Source organism: Citrobacter sp. W9 (assembly GCF_026719375.1).
GTDB classification, from domain to species: Bacteria; Pseudomonadota; Gammaproteobacteria; order Enterobacterales; family Enterobacteriaceae; genus Citrobacter; species Citrobacter werkmanii.
Map to the genome: position 1 here is coordinate 85,408 of NZ_JAPPTE010000015.1, position 12,362 is coordinate 97,769.

Annotated in this window: 13 protein-coding genes; 7 read left to right on the forward strand and 6 right to left on the reverse strand. The window is 51.0% G+C overall.

What is annotated here, in order from left to right; genetic code table 11:
• Positions 1–39: 39 nt before the first annotated feature.
• Together OOJ59_RS19480 and OOJ59_RS19485 are read right to left on the reverse strand one after the other, a co-directional pair.
• A complete protein-coding gene (locus OOJ59_RS19480; RefSeq protein ID WP_193157151.1) occupies positions 40–1,557 on the reverse strand; it encodes a UxaA family hydrolase in 1,518 nt (505 codons plus the stop codon).
• 21 nt (positions 1,558–1,578) lie between these two features.
• Positions 1,579–2,478 (reverse strand): dihydrodipicolinate synthase family protein, encoded by a 900-nt coding sequence (locus tag OOJ59_RS19485; protein WP_038635641.1) that lies wholly within the window; start codon positions 2,476–2,478, stop codon positions 1,579–1,581.
• A gap of 245 nt (positions 2,479–2,723) precedes the next feature.
• Between OOJ59_RS19485 and OOJ59_RS19490 the strand changes: the two genes are divergently transcribed.
• Positions 2,724–3,479, forward strand: coding sequence for an IclR family transcriptional regulator (locus tag OOJ59_RS19490; protein ID WP_038635638.1), 756 nt, complete (start codon positions 2,724–2,726; stop codon positions 3,477–3,479).
• Positions 3,480–3,498: 19 nt separating this feature from the next.
• Positions 3,499–3,951, forward strand: coding sequence for a DUF1198 family protein (locus OOJ59_RS19495; RefSeq protein ID WP_038635635.1), 453 nt, complete (start codon positions 3,499–3,501; stop codon positions 3,949–3,951).
• A gap of 33 nt (positions 3,952–3,984) precedes the next feature.
• On the opposite strand, the gene OOJ59_RS19500 is transcribed toward OOJ59_RS19495, so the two are convergent.
• Positions 3,985–4,308, reverse strand: a complete 324-nt coding sequence (locus tag OOJ59_RS19500; RefSeq protein WP_087857246.1) for a helix-turn-helix domain-containing protein — start codon at positions 4,306–4,308, stop codon at positions 3,985–3,987.
• An 18-nt stretch (positions 4,309–4,326) separates the two neighbouring features.
• The gene (locus OOJ59_RS19505) at positions 4,327–4,641 is read right to left on the reverse strand and encodes a type II toxin-antitoxin system RelE/ParE family toxin (protein ID WP_160955951.1); all 315 of its coding nucleotides are present in this window, start codon (positions 4,639–4,641) and stop codon (positions 4,327–4,329) included.
• A gap of 211 nt (positions 4,642–4,852) precedes the next feature.
• On the opposite strand from OOJ59_RS19505, the gene nepI reads away from it, so the two are divergent.
• The gene (nepI, locus tag OOJ59_RS19510; protein WP_159122096.1) at positions 4,853–6,037 is read left to right on the forward strand and encodes a purine ribonucleoside efflux pump NepI; all 1,185 of its coding nucleotides are present in this window, start codon (positions 4,853–4,855) and stop codon (positions 6,035–6,037) included.
• A 56-nt stretch (positions 6,038–6,093) separates the two neighbouring features.
• Here nepI and OOJ59_RS19515 read toward each other — a convergent pair whose 3' ends face one another.
• On the reverse strand, positions 6,094–7,476 hold the full coding sequence (locus OOJ59_RS19515) for a glycoside hydrolase family 1 protein (RefSeq protein WP_121529737.1): 1,383 nt from the start codon (positions 7,474–7,476) through the stop codon (positions 6,094–6,096).
• 94 nt (positions 7,477–7,570) lie between these two features.
• A complete protein-coding gene (locus OOJ59_RS19520; RefSeq protein WP_038635608.1) occupies positions 7,571–7,864 on the reverse strand; it encodes a YicS family protein in 294 nt (97 codons plus the stop codon).
• 129 nt (positions 7,865–7,993) lie between these two features.
• Here OOJ59_RS19520 and OOJ59_RS19525 point away from each other — a divergent pair, with 129 nt between their 5' ends.
• From OOJ59_RS19525 to OOJ59_RS19540, 4 genes are all read left to right on the forward strand, one after another.
• Positions 7,994–8,410, forward strand: coding sequence for a GNAT family N-acetyltransferase (locus OOJ59_RS19525; protein ID WP_038635605.1), 417 nt, complete (start codon positions 7,994–7,996; stop codon positions 8,408–8,410).
• A gap of 90 nt (positions 8,411–8,500) precedes the next feature.
• Positions 8,501–11,299, forward strand: a complete 2,799-nt coding sequence (gene dagR, locus OOJ59_RS19530) for a transcriptional regulator DagR (protein ID WP_121529735.1) — start codon at positions 8,501–8,503, stop codon at positions 11,297–11,299.
• A gap of 120 nt (positions 11,300–11,419) precedes the next feature.
• A complete protein-coding gene (locus tag OOJ59_RS19535; RefSeq protein WP_038635600.1) occupies positions 11,420–11,845 on the forward strand; it encodes a PTS sugar transporter subunit IIA in 426 nt (141 codons plus the stop codon).
• A 12-nt stretch (positions 11,846–11,857) separates the two neighbouring features.
• Entirely contained in the window at positions 11,858–12,343 is a 486-nt protein-coding gene (locus tag OOJ59_RS19540) for a PTS system mannose/fructose/N-acetylgalactosamine-transporter subunit IIB (protein WP_038635597.1), read from the forward strand.
• Positions 12,344–12,362 lie beyond the last annotated feature (19 nt).

A 12,362-nucleotide genomic window follows, 5' to 3' on the forward strand; every position in this document is an offset into this window, starting at 1 on the left:
TGAGTATGGCGGTACGAGGTATTATTATCTTGTGGAGTGTTACATTATGGAGCCAACAGTCCAGGGGACGAATTCTTGACTGCCATAGCCAAATTCCTCACTCTTCGTTTTTTTACCTGATGCCATCTCAAGGATCATCTGGTAGATACGTTCACCGACTTCTGCAATGGATTCTTCCCCCTCGACAATGGTTCCGCAATTAATATCCATATCCTCCTGTTGGCGTTGCCAAAGCGCATTATTGGTAGCCAGCTTCAAGCTTGGGGGTGGCTTGGAACCAAAGGCAGAACCTCGGCCTGTGGTGAAACACAGAAGATTTGCTCCTCCGGCGATTTGCCCCGTGACGGCAATAGGGTCATATCCAGGGGTATCCATAAAGACAAAACCCTTCGCGGTTACCGGTTCAGCATACTCATACACTTCTGTCAGATTGGTTGTACCCGCTTTAGCAATACCACCAAGTGATTTTTCCAGAATTGTCGTCAGCCCGCCGACTTTGTTACCCGCCGAAGGGTTGTTGTTCATTTCGCTTCCAGTGCGGCGACAATACTCTTCCCACCAGTGAATGCGGGCAATGAGTTTTTCACCTATCTCGCGGGAAACGGCACGGCGGGTAAGAAGATGTTCGGCTCCATAAATTTCGGAGGTTTCAGATAAAATCGCTGTTCCGCCTTGTTGCACCAGTTTATCTACCGCATAGCCCAGAGCTGGATTGGCTGAGATCCCGGAATAGCTGTCGGAACCGCCACATTCGAGCGCGAGTATGATTTCTGATGCAGGGATAGGTTGACGTGTTACCTGGTTAGCAACGGGCAACATTTGGTTAACCAGGGAAATTCCTTTCTCAATGGCGTGACGTGTACCGCCCACATCCTGAATGGTATAACTGTGCATCATTGGGCCATCGGCTAGTCCATGGGCATTCATCATGTCTTGAATTTGACTGGATTCGCATCCCAGTCCAACGATGATTACGCCGGCAAAGTTGGCATGGGTGGCATAACCGGCCATCGTACGTCTCATGACGTCCATTGATTCACTTTTAGAGCCAATAGCACAGCCAAAACTTTGTGGTAATGACACCACGCCATCAACATTCGGGTAATCTGCAAGACCCTGCAGACGGAAGTGATCCTCAATAGCTCTTACGACCGTGGCACTACAGTTTACGGAGCTTAAAATACCGATGTAATTACGTGTAGCTGCACGGCCATCGGCGCGGCGGATACCCATAAATGTATCCTGTTGAGGGGCTGGAGAAGGTGAATGGCAATCTTCACCCCAGGCATAGTCGCGTTCAAAGTCACCCATTCCCAAATTATGCATGTGGATGTGTTCGCCAGGCTTAATGGGCTGAGTTGCGAAGCCAATAATTTGCCCATAACGTCTGACCGCATCGCCAACCTTCAGTGCATGCAGGGCGATTTTATGCCCTGCGGGAATATCACTGAGTACAGTAATGTGCTCTTCTTCAAGCCGGGTGCCTGCGGGGACAGCCTGCCTTGCGATAACCACATCATCTTTGGGATTCAATTTTAATACAGGGTTGATGTTCATTATCTTTGCTCTCATGCTGGTTTATACCGTAATACGGGATAATATATTTTTAACCTGTTCTCTTTTTTCTTCATTTAACGGTAATGCTGGCGGGACAACTGCAGTTGATATATCCACGCCACTTAATTTAATGGCGGTCTTGATAACGGCAAAGAAAGGTTGTTCTAAGGCATATAAAGGTGATAATCCGGCAAGTTGTTGTTGAAGTGCTTTGGCGGTAGCGAGATCGTTCTGCTGAATCGCCTGATAAATTCCGCGTGTAATATGAGGCGCAAAGTTAAATGTTGCCGGAATGCCGCCATGTCCACCGAGTAATAATGTATCAAGTAAATATTCGTCATAGCCGCTAAAAATGATAAAATCTGGGCGGAAACTGTGAACCTGATTGATAACTTCCCTGGTGTGGCTAATGTTATCAATTGTATCTTTAATGCCAACGATATTTGGTACTTCGCGGGCAAGGCGAGTGATGACATTTATACCAATATCCTGGCCAGTTAGTTCTGGAAAATTATATAAGAAGACGGGAATGCTTAGCGCTTCAGCAATTCGTTTGTAATGCGTAAAGCGGGCCTCATCGCTGAGTTTTGCATAATAAGGATTGACTACCAGTACTCCTTTTGCGCCCGCGTTTTCAGCATGCCTTCCAAGTTGGATAGTTTCCGCTGTGCTGGCGCAGGCGATACCAATAAGAACAGGAACTCTACCGGCAACATGCTGCAGGCTAAACTCTGCAATTTGCTTTCTTTGTTCGGACGAGAAATGGGAAAATTCGCCGCCACTGCCCAGAATGAGCATTCCGTCGGCACCATTGCTAATCACATGGTCAATCATTACTGCCATTCCAGCGCGATCCAATTCCCCGCTTTCGTCAACGATAGTCGGTACTGGCGGGAAGATGCCCTTAAAAATGTTCAACATTGCCACTCCTTTAGTTCTGCATATGGAACCCATGTTCTGTATATTGAAGTTAGTACAGCAAATATCCAAATCGTTCGTCAACGTTTTTTGCAGAACAAATGAACAACTGTGAGATGGATCGGGTTTGTGGGTATAAAATTTAGGTAATAGAGCCCAGTTTGCGTATGTGCAAAAAAGCCGCATTCCTGAGAAAAGTGATTGCGGTATACTGTGCAGAGTCTATGAATAAAAAAGATTAATAGCGCATGAACCAAGACATTACGACCTCTGTTCCCGCATTGGATAAGACAGTAAAAATCTGTAATTATCTTTTTAACTCCCCAGGAGCGACCTTCAGTCAGATTCAGCAGGATCTGGCATTACCAAAAAGCAGCACGTCTTCCCTGCTAAATGCACTGGTTGCGCATCATCTTTTGCGCCTGGAAAAGGGACGTTTCTTTTTGGGCTTGAAGCTGTACGAATGGGGAAATCGTTCGTTGGAACAATTTGATATTCGTAATGCGGCACTTCCTGTTTTGGAAAAACTGCGTCAGCAAACGGACCTGACCTGTCACTTAGGTATATTGGATGAAGTCGCGCCAATTTATCTTATGAAGCTGGAGAATACCCAGCCGATTGGCATTCGGACCTGGGTCGGTAAAAAATTACCGATGCACAGCTCCGGTGTGGGCAAAGCGCTTTGTGCCTGGCTGCCGCAAGATAAAATTGATGAGCTGTTGCCTGATGAAGTGTTGCCACGGTATACCGAAACCACCATTACCAGCAAAAAAGCATTAATGAAGGAATTTGCCAGAATCCGCGAGCAAGGCTGGGTCTTTGATAACGCCGAAGACTCCCCTGGCATCTATTGCATTGCCGCACCGGTTTTTAACCGTAATAAAGACGTGATTGCGGCAATAAGTATCAGCGGCGTTGAACTACAAATGCCAAAGAATTGTATTCCACAATATTCGCAATGGGTGCGCGAAGCCTGTCAGTCACTCTCGGAAAAATTAGTTTAAGCGGGCGGTATCGTCATTAATGATTTGGATAATGCTGGCCACATTGGTGGTTGTTTTTGTAGTGGGTTTCCGGGTGCTGACGTCCGGATCACGACGGGCCATTCGCCGTCTGAGTGAGCGACTGAGTATTGATGTAGTACCAGTAGAATCGATGATTGACCAGATGGGAAAAGTACAGGGGGAGGCGTTTTTACAGTACCTGCACCGCCCTGATGAATCGCATCTGCAAAATGCCGCCCAGGTATTGTTAATCTGGCAAATCGTCATTGTCGACGGCAGCGAGCAGAACCTGCTGCAGTGGCACCGCCTGCTACAAAAATCTCGCCTGGCCGCCCCGATCACCGACGCGCAGGTGCGCCTGGCGCTCGGGTTTCTACGTGAAATGGAGCCGGATATGCAGGAGCTTAACGCGTTCCAGATGCGCTATAACGCCTTTTTCCAACCTGAAGATGGCGTGCACTGGCTGCACTGATAGTGATGCCTGATGGCGCTACGCTTATCAGGCCTACGCCAGAACTTGTAATCCGTGCTTTTGAACGACGCTGAGCAGCTTAAGAGACATTCCACTCGGCCGCTTGGCACCGCTCTCCCATTTTTGCACTGTCGACACGCTGGTATTGAGGTAATGTGCAAAAACAGGTTGGCTCACGTTAAATTTTTCGCGGAGCGCTTTGATTTCCCGAGGCTGAAGATCGATGACGCGGCTCAAACACGCTTTGTCGAAATTACGCATGGTTTCCTGCGGGATCGCCTCGACGCTAAACAAGCCGGTTGCCGCACTATGGATAGCTTCAAAGGCCGGGCTTTTGAAATCATTTTTTTCGGTCATTACAACAGACCTCTACTTTCAATAAGATAATAATTTTTCATCTGTAAGTTTGGCGAAATGCTTCGCCAATTCTCGAAATCCTATCAATTCGCTGTGACTAACATTTGCCATATCCTGTTTGGCATAGAGAAACGTGTAGAACCAATGGTCACCTCCTTTCGCCAGAATGATCGCTCGATCGCGATTCTGGTTCAGGCGTTTCTTATAAACTCCGCCGCCGAGATCCTCCACTTTTCCTTGCAAAGCAGCTGCAATGGCTTTGCATAATTCATTATCTTTTACCGTGTGGGATTTGGCTTCTCTGGCGAACCATTTAGTCTTGAAAACACGCATCGGAGACATCCTGTAACCGTAAGTATAGCACTTGGTGTTATATTATGAGATTCAATATCCTGTTAAAGCGTTAGAGGAATGGAAATTTTGCTTATGCGAGCTGACTCGAAGGCCGTAATGCAAATAACAAGGTTGTCAAAACGTTAAATACGTCACACTTTTAATGTTACAATGCGTAACTTTTCTACAATAACCCCACGCAGGTAACAAAATGAGTGACGCTGTTGAACAAAAATCCCGCGCTGAGGTAAATACCCGGCCAAACTGGTCGGCGGTATTCGCCGTGGCGTTCTGTGTTGCCTGCCTGATAACCGTTGAGTTTCTGCCCGTTAGCCTGCTGACGCCAATGGCGCAGGAGCTGGGCATTTCAGAAGGCGTTGCCGGACAATCAGTGACCGTGACGGCGTTTGTCGCCATGTTCGCCAGCCTGTTTGTGACGCAAATTATCCAGGCGACCGATCGTCGCTATGTGGTGATCCTGTTTTCGGTTCTGCTGACGCTTTCCTGCCTGCTGGTTTCATTTGCTAACTCTTTTACGCTCCTGCTGATCGGTCGTGCCTGTCTGGGGCTGGCGCTCGGCGGGTTCTGGGCGATGTCAGCGTCGCTGACCATGCGTCTGGTTCCCGCGCGTACGGTACCGAAAGCGCTGTCGGTGATATTTGGCGCGGTATCCATCGCGCTGGTGATTGCCGCGCCGTTGGGGAGCTTTTTGGGCGGCATCATCGGCTGGCGCAACGTGTTTAACGCGGCGGCGGTAATGGGGGTGTTGTGTACCATCTGGGTGGTGAGAGCGCTGCCTTCGCTGCCGGGCGAACCTGCGCATCACAAGCAAAATATGTTCAGCCTGCTGCAGCGCCCCGGAGTAATGGCCGGGATGATTGCCATCTTCATGTCCTTCGCCGGGCAGTTCGCCTTCTTTACCTATATTCGCCCTGTCTATATGAATCTGGCGGGCTTTGATGTTGATGGCCTGACGCTGGTGCTGTTGAGTTTTGGTATCGCCAGCTTTGTCGGGACGTCGTTCTCTTCGGTGATTCTGAAGCGCTCGGTCAAACTGGCCCTGGCCGGTGCGCCATTGGTGCTGGCGCTCAGCGCGCTGGTCCTGATTCTGTGGGGTAGCGATAAAGTGGTGGCCGCGGGCATTGCGATAATCTGGGGGCTGGCGTTTGCGCTGGTACCGGTTGGCTGGTCGACGTGGATCACCCGCTCGCTTGCCGATCAGGCAGAAAAAGCCGGATCCGTCCAGGTCGCCGTGATCCAGCTTGCCAATACCTGCGGGGCTGCGGTGGGAGGCTATGCGCTCGATAACCTCGGACTGCTGTCGCCCCTGATGCTCTCGGGCAGCCTGATGCTGCTGACAGCGCTTCTGGTAACGATGAAGGTCAGGATTCAGTGAAAACTGTTGCCGGATGGTGCATCGTTCTCAGTCAACACGGTCATCCGGCAACTTAATCAATCAAAACCATTATTTTCGGCGGTATGGGCAAACCATTCGCCGCTCTTTTTCACTGTACGTTTTTGTGTTTCTAAATCCAATTGGACAAAACCGTAGCGGTTTTTATAGCCGTTGAGCCATGACCAGTTATCAATAAAGGTCCACATATGGTAGCCAAGACAATGACAGCCTTCGCTAATGCCTTTATGTAGCCATTTCAGATGCTCAGTAACAAATTCAATACGGTAGCTATCGTTAACTTGTCCTTCCTGAATAAAGCGCTGTTCGTTTTCTACACCCATACCGTTTTCTGAAATAAAGCAGCGTGGGTTACCGTAATTATCGCGAAGATTGGTAATAATATCGTAAATACCCGGCTCATAAATTTCCCAGCCGCGGTAAGGGTTCATTTTACGTCCCGGCATTTCATAGTAATCAAACAGCCACTCCGGCATAAACGGCGCATTCGGATTGACTGCCGTATCGCGACATTTCACACGACGCGGCTGGTAATAGTTAATCCCCAGCAGGTCGATTTTGCCGTCGGCGATCAACTGCGCATCGCCTGGCTGGCAGGCCGGAAGCTGATCGTACTCTTTCAGCAATGCCACCAGATCCGCCGGATATTCCCCTTTCAGTACCGGGTCGAGGAAGCTGCGATTAAACAGCAGATCCGCATGGTGCGCGGCTTTGACATCTGCCGGATGCTGCGAGCGCGGATACGAAGGCGTTAAATTCAGCACTACGCCAATTTCACCGTCATGGTTTGCATCACGATACGCCCGCACCGCCGTCGCATGCGCCAGCACGGTATGGTACGCCACAGTGGCGGCACGCTTGAAATCCACCACGTTAGGATAATGGAAGTCATACAAATAACCGCCTTCTACAGGAACAATCGGCTCGTTGAAGGTGAACCAGTGCTTAACGCGGTTGCCGAACAATTTGAAACACGTCTGTGCGTAGCGGCCAAACGCCTCAACCACTTCACGGTTTTCCCAGCCGCCTTTTTCCTGCATCACCATCGGCATGTCGAAGTGGAACAGGGTGATAAATGGCGTTATGCCTTGCGCCAGCAGCTCGTCGATGACGTTATTATAAAAATCGACGGCCTCAGGATTAACCTCACCGGTGCCGTCCGGGATCAGGCGTGACCAGCTCAGAGATGTACGGAAGCTGTTGTGTTTCAGCTGTTTGAGCAGTGCGATGTCCTGTTTCCAGTGCTGATAAAAGCCTGAGGTGTTCGCCGGGCCAACCCCCTGATGGAAACGACCTGGCTGGCGGTCGAACCACACATCCCACGTGGTCGGGCTTTTACCGCCGTTCAGGCTATCGCCTTCGGTTTGTAGCGCCGAGCAGGCACTGCCCCACCAGAAGTTTTCAGGAAAACGGTATCGCATATTGTTGCTCCATTGCTATTGATTCATTCAGGCAACAATACGTGTTTTTACGATACAGAAACCGGTTACAGTACTCATTTTACAACATAAACGCCTATAAATCCGGGCATTCCACTTTGCCAAGCGCTTCCCAGTAGTTGTTCTGGTTATTTCTTTGTATTGCCAGAATGGCTTCGCGGATGTGCTGCTGATTACGCGTATCAGCCATAATCGTTTTTTCCCATACCTCATCCGATGGCGACCCTTGCGGGGTGCAAATCTTACGTAAGTCCTTCATAACGGTGTTTTTTTCGTGTACTGCCTGCAGTCCGCCATACGCCGAGTCGGCTTGTACCAGTGCGGGTAGCGTGAAAAGGACGGCAATAATCGGAAAAATGACTCGTTTCATGATAATAATCCTTGTTGTCTATGCGCATCATCTCAAGAGTAAGTGTAGACGGCATACGACTCACTCATCAGCCTGTGTTAATGCCTAAAACTAAATCAGCCAGACGTTGTAGTTTTTCAGGAGGATAGGATGCAAATACAGATTACCGATACGGTTACCGAAGACGATCAAAACGCGCTGCTGGCCGGATTGCGTGCGTACAATCGCCAGTTTCTCAGAACCACCAATTTTGGCGACCTGGCGGTGTACTGGCGCGATGAGCACAATGAAATTCTGGGCGGGTTGATCGGCAAAATTAAAGGCGAATGGCTATGCATTGAGTTTTTATGGATGCATGATTCGCTGCGTAAAGGCGGTTACGGCACAAAATTGATGCAGGCGGCGGAACAAACCGCGCGTGAGAGAGGGTGTCTGCATGCGCTGGTGGATACGATGAGTTTCCAGGCGCTGCCGTTTTATCAGAAAAACGGCTATCAGCTGCAAATGACCCTCGATAACTTCCCGGAAACCGGTGCCGCGCGCCATTATTTGTCGAAAACGTTTTGATGACCGGAAGGTCTGGATGCCGCCTCACTTTCTTGCGCAGCAGAATAGTGTATGTTCTGAACAATCATTTATTTCTTAAGCGGTAAAGAGATGAGACGGATTGAGATAATACTGGGAGAGCTGGAACGGCTGACGCGAGGACTGAATCTTGCCCAACTGGCGCAGGAAACGGCGTTCACCGCGGAGGCCATCGGCTTTAATCTTGGTCTGGCGCGTAACTCGGTCAGTAAAGATCTCAATCAACTCTGGAATGACGGTCTGGCGATTAAAAGTCGCGGACGTCCGGTATTCTTTCTGCATCGTCAGGCGATTGAAACGCTGCTGGGACGCAAACTGGATGAGTCCGAGCGCGAAGTGCAAACCGTTGCCGATCTGTTGCCTGTTCAGGAAGCCCAGGCGACAGACGATCCCTTTTTTGGCCTGATTGGTTACGATCGCAGCCTACGCGATGCGGTGGAAAAAGGCCGCGCGGCGGTGCTTTATCCCCACGGGCTGCACGTTCTGCTGACCGGTCCTTCCGGCGTGGGCAAAACCTTTTTCGCCGAACTGATGCACCGTTTTGCCTGCGAACGCGCGACGGGAACACCGCCACCGCTGGTCTATTTTAACTGCGCGGAATACGCCCATAACCCGGAGCTGCTCTCTTCACATTTATTTGGCCATCGACAGGGGGCCTTTACCGGCGCAAACGAGAATAAACCGGGGCTGGTCGAGCAGGCTGACGGCGGCTATCTGCTGCTCGATGAAGTGCATCGTCTGCCGTATGAAGGTCAGGAAAAGCTGTTCTCAATTCTCGACAAAGGCGAATACCGACCGCTCGGCTCAAGCGCCGTGGCGCGCTCAATTTCGGTCCGTCTGATTTGTGCAACCACCGAACCGGTCAGCTCGGCGCTGCTGCGCACCTTCCAGCGACGTATTCAGGTGTGCATCGATTTACCCGGCATCCGCCAGCGCTCGGTGGAAGAGCAGGTTGAGCTGATCGTCGGCTTTTTACAGCGTGAGAGCCGCAAAATCGAGCGCACGATAAGCATCGATCGTACCCTGCTGCTCTGGCTGCTGAACAAGCCGCTGGAAGGCAATATTGGTCAGCTCAAGAGCGACATTCAGTTTCTCTGCGCCCAGGCCTGGGCCTCGGGGATGACGGAACACAGCGATACGCTACAGCTGGATAAACGTCTGGCAGAAATGCCGTTTAACGCCACGCCGGAACAACGCCTGCTGGTGGGAGCGCTGTTCGAAGGTAAAGAACATCTGAGCATCGATGCCCGTACATTGCCCGCACTGAAAAATTCGCTGGCGACCGGAGCCGAAATTGAAGAGAGCGATCTCTTTTACAGCTTCCTGACCCGGGAATATATCAACCTGCGTAACAGCAATGTCCCGCCAGCTGAAACCCTGGCGATACTTAAAAACAAACTCAGCTCGATTTTTGAATACGGTCTCTACAGCCGCGACAGCGTGGCGCATCCCCCGCGCTATGGCGATCAGATTGAAGAACGCGTGACGCTGCTGATCGGCTGCGTTGAGCAAGTGCTTGGTTTCACGCTGCCGGAGAATCTGGTTAACCCGCTGCGCAAACACTTTCTGGCGCTGATTGGCTACGTGCAGCGCGGGCTTATTCCCCAGCTTTATTCTTCCAGTCTGATCCTCGACCGCTGTAAAGATGAATACGAAAACGCCACGCTGTTATGCCGAAAAATCAACGAACTGCTGCATATTCAGTGTCCGGCGACGGAGGTGGTCTGGCTGTGTCTGTTCCTCAAAGAGTGTCGGCATTACCGCCAACGAATTGACGCCAGCCCGGACTGCGGGGTGATTTTGATTGCTCACGGCGCGACGACCGCCACCAGCCAGGCGCAGTATGTGAATCGCGTGCTGGAGCGCGAACTGTTCAGCGCTATCGATATGCCCTTCGAGCAGTCGGTGCATGATACGCTGGAAGCCCTGACGCAGATGATCCAGGCCCGGCAATATCGCCGACTGATCCTGATGGTGGATATTGGCTCATTGGTCCATTTTGGCAGCACGATCAGCAAACTATTCCAGATAGACGTTCTGTTGATGCCAAATATTACGCTCACCAGTTTGTTGGAGGTAGGACTGGATTTAAGCTACGAAACCAGTGAGTTACCACAGCTGGCGGCATTAATGCAGAGCAAAAATATTCCCTGTCAGCTCTGTACGCCGCAGCAGGAAAACAGCGGCAAAGTGTTGGTCATCTCCTGTATTACCGGTATGGGTACGGCGGAAAAAATCAAAAAGGTGCTGGAAGAGAGCTTCGGCGAGCTGATGTCGCAGGACACGCGGATGGTGATCCTCGACTACAACGAAGTCCGCAGCCTGGAGCGCGTTCAGCAGGCGATTAACGCCAGCGAGCGTCTGGCGGGGATCGTCGGTACTTTCCAGCCGGGACTGCCGGACATTCCGTTTATCTCGCTCGAGGAGCTGTTCTCTGAGCAGGGACCCGAACTGGTGCTCAGCCTGCTGACGCCGGATCTCTCCAGCAGTGAGCGTCGTCTGGAGATGGAGCGCAGCGCAATGCGTTTCATCAGCGCATTGACCATGGAAAGCATCATCAACCATATTTCGGTGCTTAACCCGCAGCGCATTCTGAAAGAGATGGAAGGTGTGCTGAATCATCTGACCACCGCGCTTTCGCTAAAACCGAGCCGCCAGGTGACACTGCGCTTCCTGATCCACTGCTGCTGTATGGTTGAGCGTATCGTGATTAACCGCAAACCGTTACAGATGGCGTTAGAGAACAAGCCGGATCTGGATATCCGCGCGTTTAGTGTCATTAAATCGGCTTTCCTGCCGATCGAAGAGGCCTATGCCATTCGCTTATCGGACGCGGAATATTTTTATATCTACGAACTGCTGTATAGCTAATCTCTTGTCTGGCGGGGCTTTGCGCCCCGCCAGCATCCACAACTCCCCCGTGTGACACAAATTCTGGCACAGCCTTTGCTCTGTTTACCTATGTCTATGTAATCGAGCCAGGAGGCCATTTTGACTACCACTGAATCCTTGCCCCAGATCCTGCTGCTGACCCATGGCGGCTGGGGGCAACAGCTTTGCAACAGCCTGCGCATGGTGATGGGCGAAATCAAAGGCGTGACCGAAATTGCGTTGATGCCGGTTGATACGCTCGGTGAGTTTTATCAGCGCGTCGAAGTCGTGGTGAAAGCCATGCCGGAAGGCTCACTGATCCTGACCGATTTTATTGGCGGCACCACTTCTAATGTTGCGGCGCGGCTGAGCGCCGACTACCCGGTGGCAGTCATTTCCGGGCTGAATGCCTCTTTGTTACTGGAGGCGCTGGACAAACGCGAGCACGGTCAACTGACCGCCTGTGTGGCCGAACTGGTCGAGGCCGGGCGGAGCAGCTGCCTGGACGTTGTTGCTCACGTACGTCAATTACAACAATCACAATAAGGATTAAACATCATGGCAAACATCGTTTTATGTCGTATCGATAGCCGTCTGATTCATGGCCAGGTTGTGACTAAGTGGGTTGGACAATCTCAGGCAAACCGGATTGCGGTGGTTAGCGATGAGCTGGACGCCGACCCATTTATGAAAAATATCTACCTGATGGCAGCGCCGCCAAATATCAAAGTGGATTGCTTTGGTAACCAGAGTTTTGCCGCCGCATGGAAAGAAAATCAGCTTGGTGACGGTAAGGTCCTGGTGCTGTTCCCCTCTCTGGCGGCGGTCCTGGAGGCGGTCCAGTTGGGTTTTGATGTCTCCACCATTCAGGTCGGTGGGCTGGGCGGTGGGCCAAACCGCAAAGCGGTATTCCAGAACATCACGCTGGATGAAAAAGACGTCGGCATTCTGAGCGACCTGAAAAATCGTGGGATTCAGGTGTTCTTCCAGACTATCCCGGAAGATAAGCCGCAGTCGCTGGACGATATCCTGAAAAAATTCTAATTCTTTGATAACAGGGTAC

Bases quoted from the DNA above. Each gene is read 5' to 3' on its own strand.
- OOJ59_RS19480 (WP_193157151.1), bottom strand. From the start codon at position 1,557: ATGAACATCAACCCTGTATTAAAATTGAATCCCAAAGATGATGTGGTT.
- OOJ59_RS19485 (WP_038635641.1), bottom strand. From the start codon at position 2,478: ATGTTGAACATTTTTAAGGGCATCTTCCCGCCAGTACCGACTATCGTT.
- OOJ59_RS19490 (WP_038635638.1), top strand. From the start codon at position 2,724: ATGAACCAAGACATTACGACCTCTGTTCCCGCATTGGATAAGACAGTA.
- OOJ59_RS19495 (WP_038635635.1), top strand. From the start codon at position 3,499: ATGATTTGGATAATGCTGGCCACATTGGTGGTTGTTTTTGTAGTGGGT.
- OOJ59_RS19500 (WP_087857246.1), bottom strand. From the start codon at position 4,308: ATGACCGAAAAAAATGATTTCAAAAGCCCGGCCTTTGAAGCTATCCAT.
- OOJ59_RS19505 (WP_160955951.1), bottom strand. From the start codon at position 4,641: ATGCGTGTTTTCAAGACTAAATGGTTCGCCAGAGAAGCCAAATCCCAC.
- nepI (WP_159122096.1), top strand. From the start codon at position 4,853: ATGAGTGACGCTGTTGAACAAAAATCCCGCGCTGAGGTAAATACCCGG.
- OOJ59_RS19515 (WP_121529737.1), bottom strand. From the start codon at position 7,476: ATGCGATACCGTTTTCCTGAAAACTTCTGGTGGGGCAGTGCCTGCTCG.
- OOJ59_RS19520 (WP_038635608.1), bottom strand. From the start codon at position 7,864: ATGAAACGAGTCATTTTTCCGATTATTGCCGTCCTTTTCACGCTACCC.
- OOJ59_RS19525 (WP_038635605.1), top strand. From the start codon at position 7,994: ATGCAAATACAGATTACCGATACGGTTACCGAAGACGATCAAAACGCG.
- dagR (WP_121529735.1), top strand. From the start codon at position 8,501: ATGAGACGGATTGAGATAATACTGGGAGAGCTGGAACGGCTGACGCGA.
- OOJ59_RS19540 (WP_038635597.1), top strand. From the start codon at position 11,858: ATGGCAAACATCGTTTTATGTCGTATCGATAGCCGTCTGATTCATGGC.